Here is a 23,737-nt window from a genome sequence, read left to right as displayed (position 1 = left end):
ACGCACGCGTATCCCGAACCAATAGATCGCACACCCTCGGGAGTCGCAGCCTTGTTCCAGGATCCCGAAGACGCCAGGGAGGCTCGCGAGGCCGGGAAGCTCAGACGTTCAACGGCACGTCGAGATGCTCGTGTTCAGCGAAAGACTCGACGAGGTCAACCCCAACGTGTGGCCGACCTCGAGCTGTTCTGACTGTAGACTTAAAGTGATTGAAAGGTAGGTTCCTCATGGGTGGAATCCAAGGATGGCATCTGGTCATCATCGTAATTTTGGCACTTTTGCTGTTCGGTGCCCCGAAGCTTCCAGGCTTGGCTCGTTCCGTTGGTCAGTCCCTGCGTATCTTCAAGTCCGAGGTTCGACAGATGAAGGATGACGACAAGAATCCTGAGGCGGCCGATGAAACCGTTGAAGGCAAGATTGTTGATCCCGACCGTCGTGAGAACAACGCCTAGCCTTTCGTGAGCGAACAAGAGACCACTCCGAAAAAAGGGCGAAAGAAGGACCCTGAGGGGCGCATGGCCCTGAAGGCGCACCTGGTTGAAGCCAGGAATCGCCTATTCATTTCGCTGATCGCCCTCGTTCTGGGCACCGTCGGAGGTTTCTTCCTCTATGACGATGTCCTCCGATTGATCATGGCTCCCGTGATTGAAAACGGCGGTGAAGTCAACTATGCCTCCGTCATGGCACCGTTCGATATCATGCTCAAGACTTCATTGCTCTTGGGTTTGGTCTTCTCCGCACCCATCTGGATCTACCAGTTGTGGGCATTTATTGTCCCGGGGTTGAAGAAGAAGGAACGCAACACGGCTTTGGCGTTTGCCTCCGCTGCCGTGCCACTGTTCCTCTTCGGCGTTGGCATGGCCTACTGGGTTCTGCCCCATGCGTTGAAGTTCTTCATTTCTTTAACGCCGGAAAATGCTCAGTCATGGCTGACGACCGACACGTACCTTCCGTTCGTTTTCCGACTGCTCATTGCCTTCGGTCTGGCCATGTTAGCTCCGGTCTTAATGGTCGGTTTGAACATGGTTGGAATACTCAAAGCCAAGATGATCCTGAAGCACTGGCGTATCACCGTGTTCTTGATTGCCTTGGTGGCAGCAATGGCAGCACCAGGTGGCGACGCCATCACCATGTTTGCCCTCGGCGGTCCGCTATTTGTCACGTTCGCTACGGCGACGCTTATTTGCTTCTTCAATGATCGCAAGCGAGATAAGAAGCGAGCCAAGCTTGAGGCCGAAACAGCCGCAAGCGCTGGTGAAGGTTCACATCTTCCCGAGACACCCGATCTTCCCTAAATGTTCCCGTGCCCACATCTGGGCACGGGAACATTTTCTAATGTCCTGAAAGGGGTCGTTGCGTGAGCACGCCGGCCGAACAGTACGCAGAAATCACGGAATCGAACGAGGAAACTGATACGGGGCTGCAAGAGTTCCGCGCCTCCATCGGATTCGATCTTGACCCCTTCCAAGAAGAAGCCTGCCGAGCAGTTGCCTCCGGCTCCGGCGTCTTGGTAGCGGCCCCCACGGGGGCAGGAAAAACCGTCGTGGGAGAGTTCGCGATTTTCCAAGCCCTGCGTTCCGGCAAGAAGGCTTTCTACACGACTCCCATCAAGGCCCTGAGCAACCAAAAGTTCTCCGATTTGGTCGCCACTTATGGGCCCGAACGCGTTGGGCTACTCACCGGTGACATGACGATCAACGGTGACGCCGAGATCGTGGTGATGACCACCGAGGTCCTGCGCAATATGTTGTACGCGGACTCCGACACCTTGGACTCGCTGGGCTACGTGGTGATGGACGAGGTCCACTACTTGGCCGATAAGTTCCGTGGCGCAGTGTGGGAAGAGGTCATCATCCACCTGCGCGAGGACGTCCAAGTCATCTCCCTTTCGGCAACCGTTTCTAACGCCGAAGAGTTCGGCGGCTGGCTGGACGCGGTGCGCGGTGATACTCGAATCATCGTTTCCGAGCATCGCCCCATACCGCTGTTCCAACACGTCATGGCCGGGGGACGTCTGCTTGACCTCTTCGCCGAGGAAGTCTCCTTCGACCAGGTGGCCGAGGCTCCCGAACGTGAAATTGCGGTGAACCCAGAACTGACCAAGTTGGCCCACCGTGCCACGGCTGGATCCCGTTCACGAGGCCCACGTGCACGGGGTCGCCGAGGCGGTGGGGGATCCTGGGCGGAGAAGAGCGAGCCCATCAGCACGCGCGTCTCACGACCCGACATGATCATGGCTTTAGATCGAGCCGGTCTACTACCTTCGTTGGTGTTCATCTTCTCCCGCAATGGCTGCGACGGTGCTGTCGCGCAATGCGTCCGCTCGGGACTTGCCTTGACCACCACGGCCGAGGCAACGGAAATCGAGCAAACCATCGACCACGTGGCCAGCAGATTGCCCGAGGACGACCTTGAGGTACTTGGTTTCTGGCCATGGCGCGAGGGCCTCATGCGTGGTTTTGCTGCCCACCACGCCGGACTGCTACCGATTTTCAAGGAAGTAGTTGAAGATCTGTTCCTCCGCGGACTGGTCAAGGCCGTGTTCGCCACCGAAACGCTTGCCTTGGGTGTGAACATGCCAGCGCGTTCGGTAGTCATGGAGAAGCTGGAGAAATTCAACGGCGAATCGCACGTAGCCATTACTGCGGGGGAGTACACCCAGCTCACTGGCCGCGCCGGACGTCGTGGAATCGATGTTGAGGGTCATGCCGTGGTGTTGTGGCAACAAGACACCGATCCTGCTGCTGTTGCCGGGCTCGCGTCCAAGCGGACGTACCCGCTCAATTCGAGCTTCCGACCGACTTACAACATGTCACTGAACCTGACGGCCCAATTCGGACGCGAACGAGCCCGAGGTATCTTGGAAACGTCCTTCGCACAGTTCCAGGCCGACCGCTCGGTTGTTGGCATGGCACGTCAGGTACGCTCCCGCGAGGAATCATTGGCGGGCTACGCCAAATCTATGACCTGTCACCTCGGCGATTTCACCGAATATGTGGCCCTTCGATCGGAACTCTCGGACGTCGAAAAAGAAGCGTCACGAACAATCACCAGACTGCGCCGTGCCGCCGCAGCGGAATCGTTGGAGTCACTGCAAATCGGCGATGTGGTCGAAATTCAAGGGGCGCGCAGGCTTGGACGCTGCGTGATCATTGAACTGGACACCGCATGGAACGAGCCCCGGCACACGGTGCTGACCGAAGACAAGCACATCCGTCGCATCAGCGCTCAGGATCTTGAAGGTCCACTGGAGGTGATCTCTCAAATTCGTGTTCCCAAGGGATTTACGGGGAAAACTCCCAAGGACCGCAAGGACCTCGCCGCCGCATTGCGCAGTGCGCTGGCCGAATCGCGGCCGCCGCGGCACGATGCCCCGGCCTTTGAATTCACCGGCAGCAACGAGCAAGAATCACGCATCACCGAATTGCGTCGAGCACTTCGAGCGCATCCCTGCCATGACTGCCCGGAACGTGAGGACCATGCGCGTTGGGGTGAACGCTATGCCCGACTCCTGCGAGACACGAACAAGCTACGCTCTCAGATCAGCGGTCGTACCAACACCATCTCCAAGACCTTTGACCGCGTTGCTCGGGTGCTGGAGGACTTCGACTATCTCGTGCCCACCTCGGACAACAAGACCTTGGAACAAATCACCGATGCCGGTCAACGGTTGCGCAGAATCTATGGCGAACGCGACCTTTTGACCTCCCTAGTGATGGAAACCGGAGTCATGAACGACATGACGGCGGAGGAACTGGCGGGATTCGTCTCCGCGTTGGTTTTCCAGGCCCGACGAGATGATCACGGACCCGATCCGAGGATGCCCACGGCCAAGATCCAGGTCGCTTGGGAAACATCGATCAAGCTGTGGTCACGGCTCTCCGACGCCGAGGCCACCGCGAGCCTGCCCGAAACCATCGCCCCGGACTCGGGTCTGATTTGGCCGATCTATAAGTGGGCCAGAGGATCGGATCTGCGTGAATGCTTGCGTGGCACTGATCTTGCCGCCGGAGACTTCGTTCGCTGGGCCAAGCAGGTCATCGATGTACTGGACCAACTGGCCAAGATCCCGGATCTTAACTCCGGAATGGCTCGCTCGTGCAACCGTGCGGTGGATCGAATTCGCCGCGGTGTTGTCGCTTATTCAAACGTTGTCGACTAACACCCCAAGGGGTCACGACCACGATCAGAAGGACCGATGGGCGCAACAGCAAAAGGCGCCCTTCTAAACACGAAAGTTAATCATGTCTCTTGAGCTGTATCGCAATGGATCCGTCTACTCACCTGCCGATCCGTTCGCGACGGCCATGTTGGTAGAAAATGGCACGGTCGCATGGATCGGCACCGAAGCTGCAGCCGGCGCTTTACTGGATGCTCGAATGACCGAGATCGATCTGCAGGGTTCACTCATGACCCCTGCCTTTGTTGACTCACATGTACATTTGGGTTCCTTGGGGGCCACCCTTAAGGGGCTAAATCTCAGCGAGGCCACTAGCTCCACGGCGTTACTCGACGCGGTGGCAGCGGCCGCCCTGACAACAACTGGGTTGATCGTTGGCACCGGATGGGACGAGTCGAGGTTTGCCGGCGGCGCGCTACCCACCGCCGCTGAGCTTCAGGCCGCGGCGCCGGACCGAGAGATTTATCTTTCCCGTGTGGATGTACATTCCGCGCTCATCAGTCCGATGCTCGCGCAGCGGCTGGGCCTCAACGAGAGCCCCGAGTACACCGATGCTCTGGTCAAGGGAAAAATCCACACGCAGGTTCGTAGCACGATCTTTTCCCAAGCTCAGCAAACAGGTACCGAGAATAGCGATCTAGCCCTCAGCCATTTAGCTGCAAATGGCTATGCCACGGTCGTTGAGATGGCATCCCCTGGCATCTCGGGCCGCAGCGACCTCGAAGCACTCTTAGCTCGAAGTGAAGCTCAGAAAGCCAGTACACCCGAGGTCTTCGCGTTTTGGGCCGAGGCCGTCGCCAGTGAATCGGCGGCTCGTGAGCTGCTGACGTCATTCAATTCGCACGCCGTTGTTGGCTTGGGCGGAGATTTGAATATCGATGGGTCGATTGGTTCACGCACCGCGCTGCTCCGCGCCGATTACTCCGACGCGGTGGGGGAGCGCGGCACCAGCTATCTGAGCGTCGAACAGATTTCAGCGCACATCGCTGCGTGTTCTTTGGCAGGAATTCAAACCTCCTTCCATGTCATCGGCGATGCGGGGCTAGATCTCGCGTTGGCCGGCTTTGCCAAAGCTGCAGAAGAAGTGGGCCTCGCGAAGGTGCAAGCCGGTCGGCATCGTCTGGAACACGTGGAAATGGTTGATGACGCAGCGCGGGAACAAATGCTGCGATTCGCACTGACTGCCTCCATGCAACCCGCCTTCGATGCGGCCTGGGGCGCGACCGGCGGACTCTACGAACAGCGACTTGGCGCCGATCGGGCCGCCTCCATGAACGGCATCGGACAGTTCCTCTCCTCCGGCGTGCCAGTAGTCATCGGTTCCGATGCGCCAGTCACCAAGGTAAACCCCTGGGCTGCTGTCAAGGCTTGCTTGGAACTGAGCGATCCGAGCGCTCGTATTTCGGCCCGAGCCGCCTTTATGGCTCATACTCGGTCGGGGTTCCGTGCTCTCGGAGTACCAAATCCCTTAGCTGGCCAGCTGGTCACCGGCGCGGAGGCCACCTTCGCGATTTGGGATGCGGCCGAACTGTCGGTCCAGACTCCGGATCTGCGGGTTTCTTCGTGGAGTACCGATGCACGAGCGGGTACTCCGATGTTGCCGGTGCTCGAAGATGAAGTACCCAATTGCCTGCGTACCGTGCGTGCCGGTGAAGTGCTTTTTGACACGCTCGGCGTGGCCTAGATCCCGGATATTCTCCCTTGCCGAATCACGAAAAAGTTGATTCGGCAAGGACTTCGGAGAGATATGACCAATTATTGGCATTATTTTTTCCTCAAATTACTTGAACCCCCGATCTATCGTTTGACCTGAGAAGTTTCATGTCGCCGGTGGTCCGCAAACGGTTGACAGTTAAAAACTGGACGGTAGGCTGGAGGCAATGCCGGATCGATAGATCTGGCTTATCGGCACGACAGTGCAAGATAACAAATTAACCCCGTGGGCACTAGATAACACCCTGCGCGTCGTTCTACGGCGCAACGGGACGGACCGAAGCCCGCGGGGTTGATTTGTGCCCCGCGGCATGTGTCGATCGTCTTACGCATCACACGGCGAGCATCCGGGCATTTGGGCACGGGTTGCGTATAATTGAGCACTGACCCCACCCGATCCCTGAAACCAGTCGCAGCGGGTTACTGCTCAGCGGCACGTTGGTAATCGGCCTCAAGCGGCCCTCTTCCGCGGATCAATCCATCAGCAGAAAGGGACTGCCGCGTGCGCGTAGTCACGATCATTCCGACTTACAACGAGCTTGAATCACTGCCCATTACCTTGGGCCGCCTGCGTGCTGCAGTGCCCGATTCGGATGTCTTGATCGTTGACGACAACTCACCCGATGGCACCGGCGAATTGGCCGACAAAATGGCCACCGAAGACTCGGCCATTCACGTGCTGCACCGTACCGGCAAGGCCGGATTGGGTGCAGCGTACCTCGCCGGATTCACATGGGCCTTGGAAGCCGGGTACGACGTGCTGGTGGAAATGGACGCCGACGGTTCGCACAAACCTGAACAGCTCCCGCTGCTGCTGGCCGAAATCCCCAAGGGTGCGGACCTCGTCATTGGTTCTCGTTGGGTAAAGGGCGGATCCGTGGTGAACTGGCCGCTGCACCGTAAGATGATCTCGCGTATGGGAAGCTTCTACTCACGTACCATGTTGGGTGTGAACCTGCGTGATATCACCGCTGGCTTCCGTGCCTTCCGCCGTGAGACCCTCGAAGCCATGGACTTCGACGCTATCGATTCGGTGGGCTACGGCTTCCAGGTGGACATGACCTTCCGTGTGGCTCAGCTGGGCAAGAACATCGTTGAGGTTCCCATCACCTTCGTCGAGCGTGAACTTGGCGTTTCGAAGATGAGCGGGAACATCGTGATTGAAGCGATGCTCAATGTGACCAAGTGGGGTCTGAGCGCCCGCTGGAAGAAGCTCACCAACCGCAAGTAGCGTCTCGACGCCCAGCAGGCGTTGCGCAAATAGTAATGGCCCGAATGGAATTTTCCATTCGGGCCCTTACTATTTGCTGCTGGGGGAGTATTAACCCTTGAGCGCTGCCTGGGCTGCGCCACGGGTGGTACGCAGCTTATCCAAGCGATCCTTGAGAATCGTTTCCAATTCATCGATGGAACGACGTTCGAGCAGCATGTCCCAGTGGGTACGCACCGGCTTCTCGTTGCTCTCTTCTTCCGCGACGTCGCCGTTGACCAACTTGGCAATCTTGCCGGTCTTGGACATCCAGGTGGCCGGGATGTCTGCCTCTGCGGCAAAAATCACGAACACCTGCTCGCCATCTTCGCAACGATATTCAACGCGCTGACGCGCTGCTGGCTCTACGCCAGCCTCAGTTTCCATGCTTTGTGCGCCAAGGCGCATTCCTCGCAGGCTGCGATCGCTCATGTTGTCTCCCTACTGCGATTACATACGGGTTCGGCTACCGATTTCAACGTCCCGGTTCACCGTAAAATTCCCGCGGGGCGCAAGTCTCGAAGTTTCTATTATACGGCCTAGACGCGAATTCGGGCGGGTGGCCTCACTAAAGAGGCCACCCGCCCGATTTGCTTCGTACAAAGCCGGTTGTTACATCAGCGTATTGCTGGTTCCTTCAGGCTTATCTTCACCCGATGATTCGGTGAAGTTACCCAATGCCCCGCCAATTCCCTTCAGTGCCTCGCCCACTTCGCTCGGGATAATCCAGAGCTTGTTAGCGGACCCCTCGGCGATCTTTGGCAAGGTCTGCAGGTACTGATAGGCGAGGAGCTTCTGGTCCGGCTTTCCGGCGTGGATTGCATCAAAGACCTTTTGAATTGCTTGCGCTTCACCGTCGGCACGAAGGATTGACGCCTTGGCATCACCCTCGGCATTCAGGATGGATGCCTGACGCTGTCCTTCAGCGGTAAGAATTGCCGACTGTTTGGTGCCTTCTGCGGTAAGGATCGCCGCTCGGCGATCACGCTCGGCACGCATCTGCTTCTCCATGGAGTCCTGAATCGACAGTGGTGGATCGATGGCTTTGAGCTCAACACGGGAAACACGAATGCCCCACTTGCCGGTGGCCTCATCAAGGACCCCACGCAACTGACCATTGATCTGGTCGCGGCTGGTGAGTGCCTCTTCGAGGTTCAACCCACCAACAACGTTACGCAGCGTGGTGGTGGTCAGTTGCTCAACCGCCATGATGTAGTTGGCGATTTCATAGGTCGCCGCGCGCGGCTCGGTGATCTGGAAGTAGACCACGGTGTCAATGGAGACCACCAGGTTGTCTTCGGTGATTACCGGCTGCGGCGGGAAGCTCACGACCTGTTCGCGCAGATCCAGCATCGGCAACAGGCGATCAACAAATGGAATCAGGATGGTTAGTCCCGGAAGTAGCGTGCGGTTGTACTTACCCAAACGCTCCACGATCCCTGCTCGTGCCTGAGGCACGATGCGCACGGAGCGCAAGAGCACGATGATCACGAAGATTGCCAGGACCACCAGGACGACCGTTAGGCCAAGACCCGAAGATTGCATCTCTTCTCTCTCTTTCGTTGGGGCGCCATCTGTGACGACGCCGAAAACTTGTGGTGAAGTGCTTTAGTCCAGCTCGGGCATCGCTGTCCGCAGGGTGATGTAGGCGGTTGCGCCATCAATACGAATGACAGACCCGTAGGTCCCGGGCTGCAGGACAACTTCGTCGTCGGTGCGAGCCGACCACGTTTCCCCGCCAATCTTGGCTCGTCCGTTCATCCTTGACGTGGGCTCGAGCACCAAGGCATCTTCGCCGATGAGTCGGTCCATGTTGGTGCGCAGCCCCTCGGGATCCTTGCGCAAGTGCCGCAGGGCAATGGGCCTCACCAGCATGATCATCAGAAGTGAGACCACGGAGAAGACGACTACCTGCAACCAGAATTCCCCACCCAGCAAAGCGACGGTCACACCGCCTAATGCCCCGACACCCAACATGATGAAGTACAGGTCCAGGGAGATCATTTCAATGATGGCCAGCAAGAGGAAGAGAGCCAACCAAACCACCCAAGCGTTGGTTATGAGCCAGTCATACATTTTTACCCCTCAAGTCCGGATGCGTTGGATCCACACCAACCTCGTGTACTCCATCATGCCTGATGGGTAGTTGAAAACGCGTCAGCACATTGGAGGACATTGTCGGTGATGCCAGCGCCTCCCTCCATCGTTGACCTGCCTGACAAAGAACAGGGGAGCGTTAGTCGTTACGCCGGAATTCTTGGATTCGGAAGGCCGCAGTCAGAAGCACCGGGGTGTTCTCACCGGACAGCTTGTCACGCAGTACCTGGGCATTGAGGTGATGGCCGGCCGGACCCATCATGGCCAGCTCGAAGGCAGGCGTTTCACCCAGAACCAGAGGGATGAGCACCTCTTCGGTGGCCCGAAGCGTGAATCCTTCACCCATCGAGCTCACGACGCCGGCGGCCTTGTCTTCGGCGATGCCCAGCAGTCCCAAAAGTTCGGCCCCCTCGGCGAGGTGCTCGGGAAGCGGCGTGACAACGAGGGCGGTACCCCCGGGGCGTAGTACACGGGCGAACTCGGCGCCGTTGTGTGGGGAGAAGATGTTCAGAAGCAGGTCAAAGCTTTCGTCGTCGATCGGCAGATCACGCCATAAGTCCCAGACCAAAGCCAGGGTGTCAGGAACCTTGGCCGCCCGCCGCATGGCATAGCGGGAGATGTCGAGGGCGACGGCGGTGGCCTCTTGGGTGCTCGGAAGTGCGGCCAGCACCTGCCTGAGGTAGTAGCCGGTACCGGCACCAGCATCGAGGATCCGCGGGTTCTCCTCGTGATGCAGGGCGGTACGCACTCTGTGTCCCAACGCCTCGGCGAGGGATTCGTAGTGACCGGCGTCCAGGAACGAGGCTCTGGCCGCCACCATGTCCGCGCCGTCTTCCTTAAAGTTCGTACCCTTGCCGGTTAACAGGTTGAAGTAGCCCTGTTTGGCCGCATCAAATCGATGGCCACTCTCACAGTCAAGTCGTGCACCGGCCCCCGGCTCGGATTGCAGGTGCAGCGCCAGAGCGCAGATGGGGCAACGAAGTCCCTGGTCGAGAGTCGATTGCTGCTGCACGTGTGTCCTTTGTCTCAGGTGACTTCGATAGGCTAGCGCTGTGAAACCAGAGCAACTAGAACTACTGACTACTGTATCGGCGCCAAGCATCTCGCCCGACGGCACGCGTGCCGTTGTGTCGGCCTCACGTCCGAACTTCGGCACCGATGCCTACACCGGACAACTGTGGCTATTGGAAGTTGACCAGTCACGGCCACCGCGGCGACTGACGCGCGGTGAGGCAGATAGCCAACCGCAATATTCACCCGACGGAAGCACCATCGCCTTCCTAAGAGCGGATGTCAAGGGTGTCACCCAACTGGCCATCGTTGAGGCGTCAGGCGGGGAACCAATGCTCCTGACCGATCGGCTCTTGGGCGTGGGTTCCTTCAGCTGGGCACCGGATGGCAACGAAATCGCCCTCATTTCCCGCACGCCGGAGCCGGGGCGCTACGGTTCGACCCAGGGAGTTGGCCCCGGGGCCGAGGCGCCGCGACACATTTCCACGCTGAATTACCGCGGAGATGGGGTGGGTTTCACTCATGACAAAACCCAGGAGCTCTTCACGCTGAGCGTTCCGAAACTCGGTGGCGAGCCATTTATCGCACCTCGTGGGCGAGCCGCAGCAAAAGAGGGCATGGCTCCGGACGGGTTACCCACGCTCGCCAAACGTGCCACAGCACAAAACGACATTAACGACCAGTGCTTCAGCCCCGACGGCGCATGGATCTACTTTGCCGCGGCCCTTCACCCCGGCCACGACGGAGATTTGAGAACTCAGATTTACCGGGTACCTAGCCATGGAGAAGCAGACACTGAACCCGAAAGTGTGCTGGGTACCGCGGATTCGACGTGGACCTACCGTGCGCCGCGCTTCAGCAACGACGGATCCACACTTTTTGTGCTCGGTCAGCATGTGGGGTCCTCCGGTGTCGATTTCTTGGCCAAGCAGACGGCCGTTTGCTCCGTTCCGCCCCAGGCCATTGCCCAATCCGAGGCTGTGGTGCACACCGATATAAACGCGGTCGACTACACGGAATGTGAAGCCTTGGTGCCTCACGGGACCACGGGTGTGTTGGCACTGGCCCGGGTACGCGGCACCGGGGAACTGCATCTCGTTACCGAAACCGGCAACAACTCGGTGCTGGTGCAGGGGCAGATCGTCATCCACGCGGCGGCAGCCCGAGCCGATGTTGTGCTGGTCTCGCATTCTTCGGTCTCGTCACCGGGGGAGTGCTCAATCGTGGAGGGTGAGCACCTGCGACAACTAACCGACTTCGCGGCCGAATTGAACCGTGAAACTGCCTTTAGCGCGCCGCAGGAGGCGACATTCAACGCACCGGACGGATATCCGGTCCATGGGTGGATTCACCGGCCGCAGGGCTCCGGTCCGCATCCGGTGCTGCTCAATATTCACGGTGGACCGTTCTCGCAGTACGGCCCCAGCTACTTTGATGAGACACAGGTCTACACCGCGGCCGGCTATGCGGTCCTGCAATGTAATCCTCGAGGCAGCGCCGGCTACGGACGTGACCACGGACTGGCCATCAGGCAAGCCATGGGAACGCTGGATAAGGACGACGTGTTGGCATTCCTGGATGGCGCATGCGCCGCCGATCCGGCATTGGATGCGAATCGAGTGGGAATCTTGGGTGGTTCCTACGGTGGTTATTTGACGGCGTTCACCATCGCCCATGAGCATCGTTTCGCCGCGGCCATGGTGGAGCGGGGCTTCCTTGATCCGGTGTCCTTTGTCGGCACCAGCGACATTGGCTGGTTCTTTGCCGACGCTTACACCGGATCTGATCCGGCTGCCATCGCGGCTCAGTCGCCGATGGCAGCGTTGGAAAACGTGCGTACTCCCACCCTCATTATGCATTCAGAGGGTGATTATCGTTGCCCACTCGAACAAGCGCAGCGCTACTACGTGGGGTTGAAACAGCACGGGGTCACCACGGAGTTTGTGCTGTTCCCGGGGGAAAGTCACGGACTAAGTCGTGCCGGTACACCCTGGCACCGGCGGCAGCGCTTTGAGGAAATTCTTGCCTGGTTTGCTCGTTTCCTGCCGGTGACCGCCGCCGCGGAAACCACCTCGGTGAGCCTAGAAGTTTAGTCCTGTGCGTGCTTCGTCGATGCTGGGGTTCGCCCAACGTGGGTATTCGTGATTAGCGCATAGTGACCTGGTCAGTGCCTTGTCGATGTATACGGTGCCGTCGAGGTGGTCGGTTTCGTGCTGGAAGATTCGTGCCTGCCAACCCGAGAAGGTTCGGGTGTGTGCGATTCCGTTGGCGTCGGTAAAGGTGGTGGCGATCTCCGCGGGGCGCTCTACCACGGCTTGGTAGCCGTTAAAGGAGAGGCACCCTTCGTAGAACGTCGCCATGCGATCACCGAGCTGAACGTAGTGCGGGTTGATGATTTCGAGGTACTCCAAGGGCTCGCGCTCTCTGGCCGCGGCAACCTCTGGGTCGGTCTCATAAAGATCTTCCAGCACCGCCAGGCGCAGCGGGATGCCAATCTGTGGAGCAGCTAGGCCAACACCCGGGGCATCGATCATGACCATCCGCATGATGTCCAGCAGCGCGCGAAGTAATTCCGGATCCAATTGATCGGTGAAGTTTGCAGCAGCCATGCGCAGCACGGGATGCCCCAGCTGGACGATCGGTGGAAGTAGTCCCGATTCATGAAGTTCTACCAGTCGAACGACCTCCGAACGAATCAGCTCGGGGGAGTAGACCTCGGAAACGGCTGCTTCATGGTGCTGGTTCATACTTCGGATCCTTCCAGGGTGGTGATGGCGGCGGGCGCGTGGTCATGAGCGGGATTCAAGGCGTTGATGCGGCTGTGCAACCGGGCGGCCTCGAGTTCTGGCAGCTGGGTAAAGGAATCGGTGAAGTTTTCCGCAGTAATCAGATCGAGCCGGATCTGCTGGTCATAAAGAACGTCTATGGCGTTGGCCATCCGGCGTAGTCCAAAGGGTGTCATCCGCTCGGCACTCGGTACATCGGAGATGATCCAGTGGTCATAGTCTTGAGCGAGTTTCAGGTAGTCCAGCGTTGAGGTTAACGCCTCGCAGAGGTCCGAAAAATTGAACCAGATCTGCCGATCGGTAATCCGTAGCGCCCTGATCTGGTGGCTTGTCGGTGTCAGGAAGGTTGCTTCGTTGGACTCCGGTTGCACCAGGCCGCGGGTTGCAAGAACCTCCACATCCCAGGAATGCAGCACGTTTCCCCTGCTGAAACCCACACGCTCATCCTCGGCACGATTGAGGGTTCGGTAGTCGCGTTGAGCATCGAGTTCATGAACCGTCATTTCGCCGCGGATCATGGCAATCGTCGGCATAACCAGATGGTGATAATACTCGTCGGCGAGCAGTTCCTCCGGTGGGTAATTTGAGGTGGTAATCAGCAAAATGCCGCGATCAACGATGTACTTCACCGTGCGGGCTAGCAACATGGCGTCGCCGGGATCGTTGCAATGGAACTCGTCGAAGCACAGTACCTCCACGTTGCCCAGGATGCTGTGGATGGATCGTTCAATCGCACTGGTGCGTGCAGCAACACGATCGGGATTTCCACGTTTCTCACCCACCGTGTCAGAGATTTCGATGTCTTTCATGGCGTCGAAGGTGGCCTTGTGTGCCATGGCATGCAGGTCTCTGAAGAAGTCGTGAAAGTGAACCCGCAGCTTGCTTTGAGTCGGCAGAGCCTCAAAAAATGCGCCAACGAGCCAGGTTTTACCCCGCCCTGGCGGACCCCAGAGATAAACGTTGTTTTTGTCGGGGGAGCCATGCGCGGGATCAAGATGACTGAGAGCGCTACCGATCAGCAGGTCGATCGTTTCAAGCTGGCTAACATCGAGATCCAGAGCATCGGATGCTGCTTGGGCCGAGATGGCGCGCAGCATTTCGTCGCCTTGCTGTCGGCTCGATGTCTGGAGAGTTGAATTCCAGTCGAACGGTTTGGGTGATGACATACATCGAGTTTCCCTGAATAACTATGCAAGTGCCAAAACTAGGCGCAAAGTAGTTATGTCAAGTCATTATTATCTACCGGACAGCCGGGTGGGAGACAGGATTTCCCAGAGTTACTTCGTGATTTCGAGCCTATCTATTGCGCCGGCCGTCAATCTCCTGCGCCTCGCGAATCCAGAACCAGCGATCGACCCTCGGTCGGCCAGCTGACGCGTGAGGGAAAAATCAAAGTTCGTTCGAGCTCCGGAGACGCAACGCCCCGAAATTAGGGCAAAATCATCCGTCAGAACATGAAAACTTGAGCTTAGGATCAATCTGGAAAAACTCGAAAATCACCACTTTCAGCTAGGTATCCAGTTCGCCGATAATCTACATTATGTCAAGTAGCGTTTTGGGACCCCTCCTCAACCACCCCTAGGCTGCCCGCGATTTGTGTCCTTTGTCATCTAAGTTGAAGCATTCTCACCTAGAATGACGCATTAGGTCGTCAGGAGTCATTTCAGTTGACTCATCACGCTGAATTTTGTCACTACAGTTGACGCATCTGCCAAAAATTTGTCATTACAGTTGGAGCATTGTCGCCCCATTGTCATTACAGTTGAAGCATGGGCCACCAGCAGGCTCTGTCCGAAATAGCGGCCGAGCAATCTGTTGTCGAGGGCACCCTGAGCTACAGGGCGCAATTCTCGTATGCCGCCACCACCGGAGTGCTATCAGCCTCCTGGATGATCCCGTTTGAGGATGCCCTGCCGATCCGTAGGCTTTCGGCTTTCAAGGGGCAACGCAATTTTGTGGGCCTGTGGTGGTGCGCAACGAATCTGCGTCATGTTGGTTTTGAGTCCTGGTGCGAACGTGACCGACTCATGCGACTGGATTTCGAGCCCGAGGTGACAGGCGTGGCCTCCCAGCCGTTTAGGATCAGCTTGCCGGCCTCCGCGCCGCAGGATTCACACGTACCTGACTTTTTCGTTCGCAATGCTGATGGCACCGCTGTGGTGATCGACGTTCGCCCTGACACACTGGTCACGGAGGCGGATCTGGCGGTGTTTGAGGCGACTGCTGCGTTGTGTGCTTCCGTCGGCTGGGGCTATCAAAGGGTTGGGTATCTGGCCGTGATTCATGCCGCGAATCTGCGCTGGATTGCGGGCTATCGGCATCCGAGATGCTACCGAGAAGATGTAGGAACGGAAGTCCTGGCCTATCTCGAGTCCAAGGGCCCCCATCAAATACGGAGTTTGGTGGCCTCCTTGGGCGATCCTGTTTGTGTCGTGCCCACGGTGTTTCATTTGATCTGGCAGCACCGAATCGCCGCCGATCTGCTCACCACTCCCCTTTGCCTGGAGTCCGTGATCGAGGTGCATGAGAAACCATGAAAAATGGGACCCTGTCGGTACGCCTTGGAAATCGAATTCTATTTCACGGCATCGAGTACCGACTTACCGGGTTGGACGGCGATGTAGCGATCTTGACTGTGACCGGCGAGCCTCCGATAGCAGTCAAGATTGGTTCGCTTTTTGCCGACCAAAGCTTCAAGGTTCTCGATGCCACTGCGGTGCGTCGCAGGGTCGTTGGGCAATCACGAGTATTTGATTCATTACCGGATGACGTTAAAGTCAAAGCTCGGTGGATGGAACAACACATCACCGAAGTGCTTGATGGTGTTGCTTCCGGCTCGGCCCCGGAAGTATTCCCTCGTCCTGCGTACGATGTACGTCTCAAGTCCCTGCGGCAACGTGAGTTGGCCAAACACGCGGAGCTCCTTGAGCTCGGTGAAGACCTCAGCTTAAGCAAGCTTCAGCGACTGGGGCGTGCCTATCTCGAACAAGGCATCTTGGGGCTTGTGGACCAGCGGCTGATTCGTCAGGTGCCCATCGCCGGGCAAACCGATCAGAGGGTTCTTGACGCGCTGCTCGAAGTCCTTGAGCAAAATGCTCTCGAATCATCCGGAACCACCGGGCGTTTGATGCGCCAAGTGAGAAAACTACTCGACACCGAATACGGTGACGGGGTCGTTCCCATGCCTTCGTCGTCAACCTTCCATCGGCTGGTGGGCAGGCTGGCGGAGGGACGCCACGCAACAGGATCTGCCCGAACACGACGAACTCTGGCGCAACAGCCTTCAGGCCCTTTCCGTGCTGTTTACCCGGTCAGGCCCGGAGAGTTGGTGCAAATTGATTCGACACCGCTTGATATCGCTGTCGAACTTGACGATGGCGTTATTGGCAGGGTCGAGTTAACGGCCATGGTCGATATCGCCACCCGAAGCCTGCCTGCGGCAGTTATTCGCCCAACCACCAAGGCCGCGGATGCTGCACTGCTTTTGGCCCGCTGTATGACACCTGAACTCAACCGCCCCGGTTGGGCAGAAGCGGCCTCGATGGCTGCCTCTGCACTTCCCTATCGCGCCATGAAATCCATCGACGAACGACTCGCAGGCGCGGCCGCGAAACCTGTGATCGTCCCGGAAACGATCGTTTGCGACCACGGCAAAGCCTATATCTCCGACACATTCAAGAATGCCTGCCGCAGCCTGGGTATCAGCCTCCAAAGGGCTCACCCCGACACACCGACCGATAAGCCTGTCATCGAGCGAACCCTTCAATCCATCGGCACGCTTTTCGCCCAATACGTCACCGGATATCTTGGTTCATCCGTTGAAAGACGCGGCAAGAACGCTGAACAGCGGGCCGTGTTCTCACTGCTGGAAATTCAGGACCTGCTGGATGAATGGATAGTCACCGGATGGCAAAACCGGCCTCATGATGGGTTGAGGGATCCCTTTACGCCGTTCAGGGTGCTGACGCCGAACGAGAAATACGCAGCCCTGCTGCTATTGGCTGGGTAAGTTCCCGTTCCGTTGACGGCTGCGGACTATCTTGAATTGATGCCCTCTGAAAGCAGGGTCATCAACAGCTATGGGGTCAAGATCCGGCACCGCATTTACGATTCGGAAGAGCTCAATCCCTACCGTGGCCAGAGATCTGGGCTGAAAGCCCTCAACCGGCGGTGGGAGGTCAAATATAATCCCTACGATGCCGGGTGTGTTTGGGTCAGGAATCCCGAGAACGGCAGCTGGATCATCGCGTACTGGAAACAGCTGCAATCCAGCCCCCAACCATTTGGTGACGCCAGTTGGGAGTATGGCCGACAAATCGTGGCCGAACGTGGCACCAGCCACCCTTCCCAAGACACCATTAAGGCTGCTGTGGATGCAATCCTTGATCTTGCTTCACCGCCGGCCAAACCAGCTTCACGAGCCAAAAAGAACCAGCGGGCAGCGGCCCGCAACAAGGCCGCCATCACCTCCCAACGTGCACGACCGATGCTTGACGGGGCAAACGATCCAGCACAGAAACCTGCAGCAGCGATTAAAACGGAAGAACACTCCGAAGTGAAATCGCCGCAAGGCCCCGCGCAGTTGGCCAAAATCATCCCATTGAAAATCTACGATGCGCATAAGGAAGCAGAAAAATGGTGACGACGGAGCTCCCCAGCAGCAGTAGGCCCCCGACCACCACCTTGCAGGGGTGGCGAAACTTTGTCACCTCGCCTGCGCCCACCATCGAGGTATCAAGCGCGGAGGTTCTCGCTGCGATGGATTCAGCCCAGCGAGAGGCCTACAACGAACAGCGCATCAGCTACCACTCCGAGCTGGTTATCGTTGAAACATCCACAGTCCGCCAGATCACTACCCAGGGCCGTCTGCTGATTATGCTCAACCAGAGATTAGCGCCCGACGCGGCTTGGTCGTCTCAGGCCCCTGGGCATCTGGGAAAACCACCGCAATCAAACTTTTAGGTAAGACCCACGAATTGCTGATCAAGCGGAAATATCCCACCCAGCGGGACAGGATCCCCGTCGTCTACATCACCACTCCCCCAAAAGGTTCCCCCAGGAAACTAGCCAGCGAATTCGCGAACTTCCTTGGCCTCCCCCAACGCCCCAGGCAGAACGTCACCGACATCGCCGACGCCGTCTGCCAGGTACTGACTACGGCCAGGACCGATCTGGTCATCGTCGATGAAATCCACAACCTCAACCTCGCGACCAGTGCCGGGGAAGACATGTCAGACCACCTCAAATACTTCGCCGAACATATGCCCGCCACTTTCATCTACGCAGGCATCAACGTCGAAAACTCCGGGCTGTTCACGGGTCTGCGAGGCCGGCAAATTTCCGCCAGATCCGTGCTGATGACCACCGGACCCTTCCCGCTAACCGAGGAATGGGACTCTCTCGTGGCCACACTCGAAAACGGCTTGCGACTCCACAACCACAAACCCGGAACGTTGACCTCCCAGACCCAATACCTGCACCACCGCACCGGCGGCAGCATCAGCAGCCTCTCCCACCTCATCCGTGAGGCAGCGATCCTGGCTATCCTCCAAGGCACCGAACAAATAGACCGAGCCCGGCTGGACGAGATCTGGATCGATCACGCCGCACAATCGCTCGCACCCCACGCGTCGGCAGCGAACCACACACTGCCATGACCAAGCGCCAGCAAGACCCAGCGCGCGGTCGTCCGCTTCCCATACTGGTGCGCCCGTATATGGACGAAACCACTCGCTCGTATATCAGGCGCATCAGCGCCGCAAATGTACTTCGCCAGAGCGGACTCTTGAAGATCCTCTGGAGGGAACGCCGGCCATGGGTATACAACCTCTCTGAGTGGACAGAGACCGAGCCAGAAATCCTGATGCTGGCCATGCCACAATTGGCTGGCATACACCCAGAGCCAGAGCTCAGGCAGAAACTCACTGGCCGTCCAGTGCGCAAGATCCATACCCCGGCCTGTCATCGCTGCGCGTTGGCCCACGGAGCCGGATCCTACGTAGAGATCTACACCACCCACGAGCGCGTCATCTGCCCCAAGCATTCACTCTGGATCGGTGAAGGCGTAGCAGGGATTGCCGACCAATTCAGCGTGCGCGACTGGCCGCAAATCACTATGCCTTGGCACCACCACAAGAACCTCATCACCAGACACGGACACCGGCAGGTCCGCGTGGGGTTCGAAGCAGCCGACGCCATCAACTGGAGGTGGCACGAGCAATTCCTGCATTTCTCCGCGGCTGCGGGCATCTATGACGGTCTGGCAGCAGCACTCCCCCGACAGGCAAACACTCAAGCTCTCGTGGCGGCTGCGCTCTACCCGTCGGTGATCATGCTGACCGCCGCGATCGCGTCACCATTTTGGAGGCGCATCGCCTACCCGCCGCACCCCGAGGTTTTTCTTGAGCGGGTCAGCCACGAAATCACCGACGGTTGGAAACCCCAGGGAGCCTCGGACCCACTACGTCAATGGTTGGAAACGAGCTGGGCATCAGGACAACCAGTTTCCGACACAAAACTGCGGCCCAGATCCAGGTGAAACGATCTCCCGAAGAAAGATTTTGGACGCGATTCGAATTGTGCCCGTATAGGGCCCGCGCCATCACCGGACGTTTCACCGGACGGGGCTTACGGAACACTCGACTTTCCTGTGAATCCAAGAAAACTCGAACATTCAGGTCAGGCCCAGGTGCGTTCCGATAGCGGATCCTTCAATGCGATACTCCGCGGCCGAGAACGAACGAGCAAAATGCCTTTTTTCAGACTATGCGAGGATAATTCGAAGGCATCTGCGCTGCTTTGCGGAGCGAATGGCTGTATCGAAGTGTCTGGCTTGATGTGGACATGGCCCCTCACCCGAAGTGAGGTGGGCAAAAATATCCAAGACACCGCTGCCGGTTCCCTCCAAATGACGCTGCCTGTGGTGCTCGGGTGGCACCATGGGAACATGTTTTGCCTAAATACGGTTTTCGCAGGATGGTCCGAGGGCCTGAAATGCCCGACATTCGTGGCGTTGGGCCATCCGGGGCGGAAACCGTGGTGGATCGCGTGTAGAAGGTGCAGCGCATGAAACATATGACGATCGGCCGCCGGAGTGATGCACCACGACGGAGGCGAAAACCAGTACCGCGCAATCCTTCATGGTGGTATCGAGTATCCACGCCATCGTGGCCCGCCCGATGGCTGATGGTGATCGTGGGGATCGATGCCCTTGTAGCGCTATCCATTCGCGGACCCATGCTTTTCGGAAATCGACCGTGGATTGCCTTCTCAGGTGCTTATTGGGCTTTGAAGCTCTTTGCGTTGGTGATGATTCCCTTGGTCCTGTACGCCGTCTGGCGGTCTGCATGCCAGCAGCGCAGGGACCGGGCTGAAGCATCCAGGACGGCGGAACTGATGGGCACCTGGCTGAGCACAACACAGGAATTTTTCTGGGTCACCGGCACGGATGGAAGCTTTACATTTTGTGGCCCGGCGAGTCGGGATCTGCTCGGTTACGAACCGTCAGAACTATTGGGCCGACCTCTCGACCTCATCCTCGACCCGGGAGATCTGTCCGCGGCATTGAATAACACGAAGCACCAAGACAACCGCGGGGCCAGTTGCTCCGGGCTGGTCACCACCTGTCGGCATCGCGACGGACGCCGGATCCTGGTGGAGTTCTCCTTCAGGGCCGTATGCAACGGAAGCGGGCAGAACGCCGGCTTCGAGGGAACAGCCCGCACGTTATCTGCGGTGGCAGAAGAAACGCCCGCCTCTCAGGAGACAAAGGCCCTGATCCAATCAGTTCTTGCCAGCGGCCGCATGCTGACGGCGTTCCAACCCATCCGCTCGCTGCCAACAGGTGCCGTTATTGGGGTTGAGGCGCTCACTCGGTTTCCAGGAACACCCGGGATGAGACCGCAGGAGTTCTTTACCCAGGCAGCTTTGTCCGGGGTTGGGGTTGACGCGGAAATCATGGCGCTTGAAACGGCGCTCAGGGCAGCGATCGGGGTGCCATCCTCCTTGTATGTGTCTGTGAATTTATCGCCAGAGGCCTGCCTAGACCAGCGACTTGCCGGGCTTATTGACGGATCGGGGCTCGATGCCGGACGCATCGTGCTGGAGATTACCGAACGTGAACCGGTGCACGATTATGTTCCGCTCGTCGCGGCTTTGGAATCCTTGCGGGCCGGAGGCCTGCGAATCGCCGTTGACGACGCCGGTGCCGGGTTCGCTTCCATGCGTCATATCCTTCAGCTCAGGCCGGACCTCATTAAGCTGGATCGGAACATCATCGCCGGTATTGACAAGGACCAGGCCCAGCGGGCCTTGGGAGCTGCAATGGTGGGCTTCGCTGGCCAGATTCACGCCGTCCTGATCGCGGAGGGAATCGAGACCGAAGATGAACTTGCCTCCGTCAGGTCCTTGGGCATGGATGCGGGGCAGGGGTACCTGCTTGGTCGGCCCACAACTTCGTCCAAGGATTGGGTCCATTGGTCGTAATTAACAACGTCACGGTATTTGAAATTATGTTGAATTGCCTCACAGACTCCGATGTGGGTCGTTAAACACCTTGAGTTGAGATGGGTGGTATTTAGTAACGATTATTACGGGATCCTGGAGGTGTTGGCGTCGGGCCTAACGGCTGCTCGAGCGGCGGAACCATTCGCATTTCCGTCTTGACCCGATACATGTCTTGGTCTGCGGTGATCAGCAGTGTTTTGGCCAGCTCCTGATGCTCGAACGTTCCGGCAGCTGCCGAAACAACGGTTTCAGCCCGGCCCACGGAAATACCCACTTGGATCTCGGTTCCCACAACGGTGATGGTGCCAGCCACGCTCTCCTGAACTCTTGTGGCGACCGCTTCGAGCTCCTTCGGATCCCGGAGCAGGGGCAACAGCACCACAAATTCATCGCCACTGACACGGGAAACGGTGTCCGCGCCCCGCACTGCCTCGGCAAGCCTTCGAGCGATGTGTTTCAGGACCAGGTCCCCGGCAGCATGGCCCAGAGTGTCGTTCACCTGCTTGAAGTTGTTGACATCGCAAAACAACAAGCCCACCCGGGTGCGCTCTTCGCCGGCGCGGGCCAGGGCACTGAGCAGGCTTTCTTCGAGTTTCAGCCGGTTCGGCAGTCCTGTCAATGGGTCGTGGAGAGCCCTGTGGTGCGCTTCCTCCAGCAGCTGTGTGCGCCCTGCCTCGGCGTCCTCCAATTGACGGTGCGCATTGGCAAGCTCGCGCTCGTATCGCCGTCGCTCGGGGGCGGCAAAAAAGATCATCAGGTCCCGTACCTGCGGGCCGTCGATGATTCGGTTCGCCGATAGCAGCACCGGTTTGCGCTGACCGTCGGACCCGAGCAATTCGATCGATATTTCGGCCAGGTGCCCATCGCGGTCCAGCTTTGGCCCGGCATGTGTCCGAAACATGAACCGGTCTCCGGCGGGCATGAGATCAAACAGGGGACGACCTTCAAGGGCTCCGGACCCCACACCGGCCCAGTCACAGATCGTGGCGTTGGCGCAGAGGATGGTTCCATCAGTGCCAACCACGAGGTAGCCCGCAGGTGCGTGGTGGAAGAGGCGCGCGTAGTCGTTGTTCGCCGCAGAGCCCAGACTCATGCCCGATTCAGGTATTCGAGGATGGCGGTGGCGGTTTCTTCCGGTGCGCTAGCTTGCGGGAAATGGCCGGAGGCCGCAAGCCGGACCAACGTGCTGATCGGTAGAGCCTCATCCAGATAAGTTCCCACATGCTCCGGGGTGACGACGTCATCGGAGGCTTGCAGGACCAGAACCGGAACACTGACCTCGGCTAGCAGGTGCCGGACGTCGGAGAGGAAAGCCACCCGGGCAAAGTCGCGTGCTACGCGGGGTTTTATCCGGCCGAAGCTGCCTTGGATATCGTGCTCAAGTTGTGGCATGTCTGGCGTGTTCATGTAGACCGGGGCCATCGCCTCGGCCCATTCGACGTAATTGGCGTCCAGCGATTCGAAGACATCTTCCATATCCTGCGGGGTGAACCCTCCCACGTAACCATCTTCGGGGTGGTCGAGATAGCTAGGCGAGGCCGTGAGCAGCACGAGACGGGCCACGCGATGCCCTTGATCTTGGCAGGCCGCACTGATGGCCATCATGGCTCCGACGCTGTGGCCGACCAGAGTCGCATCCACCAAATCAAGTTCAGCGCAAACCGCCATGAGATCATCCACGTAAGCGTCAAGCGAAGAATACACAGCCGAATCGTAGGCGGACTGGTCCGAGCCCCCTGAGCCAACATGGTCAAGCAGGACCACCCGATAGTGCTCGATAAACCAAGGCAGAATCTTTCCCCACATGCTCTGGTCGGTGCCGAATCCGTGGGCGAAAACCAACACTGGAGCATCCTCCGGCCCACAAACCTGAACATTGTTTCTCACTGCTGCACCAGAGACCATCGGCCATCACACCCCTCTTATCGAAATTCTTAACATGGCGAATTTTCACCGGAGAACGGAACCCTGCGTCCGTGTGCCTAAGGGGCAGGACCTCGAATCATCTTCGCGAAATGGCCGGCATTTTTTTCCGTCGCTTTTCATAGCCCAATAAACTCTTGACAAGGATCTCCATCGTCCGGCGGCTCCATCCTAGACCATCATGCTGATCCACCGGCTCTCGTTGTCAATACTTGCCCACTCATCCATTGAAAGCTGAAGACAGCCCGGAGATTGCCCACCGGCTGCCGCTCC

At 58.2% G+C, this 23,737-nt stretch carries 20 protein-coding genes; 12 read left to right on the top strand and 8 right to left on the bottom strand.

Features of this window, described 5'->3' with window-relative positions; genetic code table 11:
• Positions 1-227: 227 nt before the first annotated feature.
• The 5 genes from tatA (at position 228) to KUF55_RS09455 (ending at position 7,124) form a co-directional block, all read left to right on the top strand.
• Positions 228-452, top strand: a complete 225-nt coding sequence (gene tatA / locus KUF55_RS09475) for a Sec-independent protein translocase subunit TatA (protein WP_132357688.1) — start codon at positions 228-230, stop codon at positions 450-452.
• 63 nt (positions 453-515) lie between these two features.
• Positions 516-1,295 (top strand): twin-arginine translocase subunit TatC, encoded by a 780-nt coding sequence (gene tatC, locus KUF55_RS09470; RefSeq protein WP_132360953.1) that lies wholly within the window; start codon positions 516-518, stop codon positions 1,293-1,295.
• A 62-nt stretch (positions 1,296-1,357) separates the two neighbouring features.
• Entirely contained in the window at positions 1,358-4,162 is a 2,805-nt protein-coding gene (locus KUF55_RS09465; protein ID WP_132357686.1) for an RNA helicase, read from the top strand.
• An 82-nt stretch (positions 4,163-4,244) separates the two neighbouring features.
• Positions 4,245-5,864, top strand: coding sequence for an amidohydrolase (locus tag KUF55_RS09460; RefSeq protein ID WP_218816473.1), 1,620 nt, complete (start codon positions 4,245-4,247; stop codon positions 5,862-5,864).
• A gap of 531 nt (positions 5,865-6,395) precedes the next feature.
• Complete coding sequence (locus tag KUF55_RS09455) at positions 6,396-7,124, top strand: polyprenol monophosphomannose synthase (RefSeq protein WP_132357682.1); 729 nt, start codon at positions 6,396-6,398, stop codon at positions 7,122-7,124.
• A 90-nt stretch (positions 7,125-7,214) separates the two neighbouring features.
• Here the strand turns inward: KUF55_RS09455 and KUF55_RS09450 are convergent, their stop codons facing one another.
• The 4 genes from KUF55_RS09450 to KUF55_RS09435 all read right to left on the bottom strand — a co-directional run bounded on the left by KUF55_RS09450 (position 7,215) and on the right by KUF55_RS09435 (position 10,251).
• Positions 7,215-7,574, bottom strand: coding sequence for an RNA polymerase-binding protein RbpA (locus KUF55_RS09450; RefSeq protein WP_132357680.1), 360 nt, complete (start codon positions 7,572-7,574; stop codon positions 7,215-7,217).
• 180 nt (positions 7,575-7,754) lie between these two features.
• Positions 7,755-8,687, bottom strand: coding sequence for an SPFH domain-containing protein (locus KUF55_RS09445; RefSeq protein WP_132357677.1), 933 nt, complete (start codon positions 8,685-8,687; stop codon positions 7,755-7,757).
• Between the two features lie 63 nt (positions 8,688-8,750).
• Entirely contained in the window at positions 8,751-9,218 is a 468-nt protein-coding gene (locus KUF55_RS09440) for an NfeD family protein (RefSeq protein ID WP_132357675.1), read from the bottom strand.
• A gap of 160 nt (positions 9,219-9,378) precedes the next feature.
• The gene (locus tag KUF55_RS09435; RefSeq protein ID WP_218816472.1) at positions 9,379-10,251 is read right to left on the bottom strand and encodes a putative RNA methyltransferase; all 873 of its coding nucleotides are present in this window, start codon (positions 10,249-10,251) and stop codon (positions 9,379-9,381) included.
• 40 nt (positions 10,252-10,291) lie between these two features.
• On the opposite strand from KUF55_RS09435, the gene KUF55_RS09430 reads away from it, so the two are divergent.
• Positions 10,292-12,343, top strand: a complete 2,052-nt coding sequence (locus tag KUF55_RS09430; RefSeq protein ID WP_218816471.1) for a S9 family peptidase — start codon at positions 10,292-10,294, stop codon at positions 12,341-12,343.
• Here the strand turns inward: KUF55_RS09430 and KUF55_RS09425 are convergent.
• Together KUF55_RS09425 and zapE are read right to left on the bottom strand one after the other, a co-directional pair.
• Entirely contained in the window at positions 12,332-12,997 is a 666-nt protein-coding gene (locus KUF55_RS09425) for a peptide deformylase (RefSeq protein WP_218816470.1), read from the bottom strand. The two genes, KUF55_RS09430 and KUF55_RS09425, sit on opposite strands and share 12 nt — an antisense overlap.
• Positions 12,994-14,133 carry a cell division protein ZapE gene (zapE, locus tag KUF55_RS09420; protein ID WP_218816469.1) on the bottom strand — a complete coding sequence of 380 codons (1,140 nt, stop codon included), beginning with the start codon at positions 14,131-14,133 and terminating at the stop codon, positions 12,994-12,996. The genes KUF55_RS09425 and zapE overlap by 4 nt, the downstream gene beginning before the upstream one ends.
• 672 nt (positions 14,134-14,805) lie before the next feature.
• Here zapE and KUF55_RS09415 point away from each other — a divergent pair.
• The 6 genes from KUF55_RS09415 to KUF55_RS09390 all read left to right on the top strand — a co-directional run bounded on the left by KUF55_RS09415 (position 14,806) and on the right by KUF55_RS09390 (position 21,520).
• A complete protein-coding gene (locus tag KUF55_RS09415; protein ID WP_218816468.1) occupies positions 14,806-15,573 on the top strand; it encodes a TnsA-like heteromeric transposase endonuclease subunit in 768 nt (255 codons plus the stop codon).
• Positions 15,570-17,045 (top strand): DDE-type integrase/transposase/recombinase, encoded by a 1,476-nt coding sequence (locus KUF55_RS09410; protein WP_218816467.1) that lies wholly within the window; start codon positions 15,570-15,572, stop codon positions 17,043-17,045. Before KUF55_RS09415 ends, KUF55_RS09410 begins: the two co-directional genes overlap by 4 nt.
• A 12-nt stretch (positions 17,046-17,057) precedes the next feature.
• Positions 17,058-17,678: a Mu transposase C-terminal domain-containing protein gene (locus tag KUF55_RS09405; RefSeq protein WP_218816466.1), complete on the top strand. Its 621-nt coding sequence runs from the start codon at positions 17,058-17,060 to the stop codon at positions 17,676-17,678.
• A 265-nt stretch (positions 17,679-17,943) separates the two neighbouring features.
• The gene (locus KUF55_RS09400; RefSeq protein WP_218816465.1) at positions 17,944-18,693 is read left to right on the top strand and encodes an ATP-binding protein; all 750 of its coding nucleotides are present in this window, start codon (positions 17,944-17,946) and stop codon (positions 18,691-18,693) included.
• A gap of 59 nt (positions 18,694-18,752) precedes the next feature.
• Complete coding sequence (locus KUF55_RS09395) at positions 18,753-19,574, top strand: hypothetical protein (RefSeq protein WP_218816464.1); 822 nt, start codon at positions 18,753-18,755, stop codon at positions 19,572-19,574.
• A 527-nt stretch (positions 19,575-20,101) separates the two neighbouring features.
• Positions 20,102-21,520, top strand: a complete 1,419-nt coding sequence (locus tag KUF55_RS09390) for an EAL domain-containing protein (RefSeq protein ID WP_218816463.1) — start codon at positions 20,102-20,104, stop codon at positions 21,518-21,520.
• 91 nt (positions 21,521-21,611) lie between these two features.
• On the opposite strand, the gene KUF55_RS09385 is transcribed toward KUF55_RS09390, so the two are convergent.
• Both KUF55_RS09385 and KUF55_RS09380 read right to left on the bottom strand, forming a co-directional pair.
• A complete protein-coding gene (locus KUF55_RS09385; protein WP_218816462.1) occupies positions 21,612-22,634 on the bottom strand; it encodes a sensor domain-containing diguanylate cyclase in 1,023 nt (340 codons plus the stop codon).
• Positions 22,631-23,386 (bottom strand): alpha/beta fold hydrolase, encoded by a 756-nt coding sequence (locus KUF55_RS09380; RefSeq protein WP_255556935.1) that lies wholly within the window; start codon positions 23,384-23,386, stop codon positions 22,631-22,633. The genes KUF55_RS09385 and KUF55_RS09380 overlap by 4 nt, the downstream gene beginning before the upstream one ends.
• Between the last annotated feature and the right edge of the window lie 351 nt (positions 23,387-23,737).

It is taken from the genome of Paeniglutamicibacter sp. Y32M11 (assembly GCF_019285735.1).
Lineage (GTDB): Bacteria > Actinomycetota > Actinomycetes > Actinomycetales > Micrococcaceae > Paeniglutamicibacter.
The sequence above is the reverse complement of the archived record's forward strand: the minus strand, read 5'-3'. Positions and strand labels throughout refer to the sequence as shown.

Excerpts from the sequence above, each read along its gene's own strand:
- KUF55_RS09450 (WP_132357680.1), bottom strand. The coding sequence starts at position 7,574 with ATGAGCGATCGCAGCCTGCGAGGAATGCGCCTTGGCGCACAAAGCATG.
- KUF55_RS09390 (WP_218816463.1), top strand. The coding sequence starts at position 20,102 with ATGAAACATATGACGATCGGCCGCCGGAGTGATGCACCACGACGGAGG.
- zapE (WP_218816469.1), bottom strand. The coding sequence starts at position 14,133 with ATGCTGCGCGCCATCTCGGCCCAAGCAGCATCCGATGCTCTGGATCTC.
- KUF55_RS09460 (WP_218816473.1), top strand. The coding sequence starts at position 4,245 with ATGTCTCTTGAGCTGTATCGCAATGGATCCGTCTACTCACCTGCCGAT.
- KUF55_RS09440 (WP_132357675.1), bottom strand. The coding sequence starts at position 9,218 with ATGTATGACTGGCTCATAACCAACGCTTGGGTGGTTTGGTTGGCTCTC.
- KUF55_RS09415 (WP_218816468.1), top strand. The coding sequence starts at position 14,806 with ATGGGCCACCAGCAGGCTCTGTCCGAAATAGCGGCCGAGCAATCTGTT.
- KUF55_RS09445 (WP_132357677.1), bottom strand. The coding sequence starts at position 8,687 with ATGCAATCTTCGGGTCTTGGCCTAACGGTCGTCCTGGTGGTCCTGGCA.
- tatC (WP_132360953.1), top strand. The coding sequence starts at position 516 with ATGGCCCTGAAGGCGCACCTGGTTGAAGCCAGGAATCGCCTATTCATT.
- KUF55_RS09425 (WP_218816470.1), bottom strand. The coding sequence starts at position 12,997 with ATGAACCAGCACCATGAAGCAGCCGTTTCCGAGGTCTACTCCCCCGAG.
- KUF55_RS09410 (WP_218816467.1), top strand. The coding sequence starts at position 15,570 with ATGAAAAATGGGACCCTGTCGGTACGCCTTGGAAATCGAATTCTATTT.
- KUF55_RS09385 (WP_218816462.1), bottom strand. The coding sequence starts at position 22,634 with ATGAGTCTGGGCTCTGCGGCGAACAACGACTACGCGCGCCTCTTCCAC.
- tatA (WP_132357688.1), top strand. The coding sequence starts at position 228 with ATGGGTGGAATCCAAGGATGGCATCTGGTCATCATCGTAATTTTGGCA.
- KUF55_RS09395 (WP_218816464.1), top strand. The coding sequence starts at position 18,753 with ATGGACGAAACCACTCGCTCGTATATCAGGCGCATCAGCGCCGCAAAT.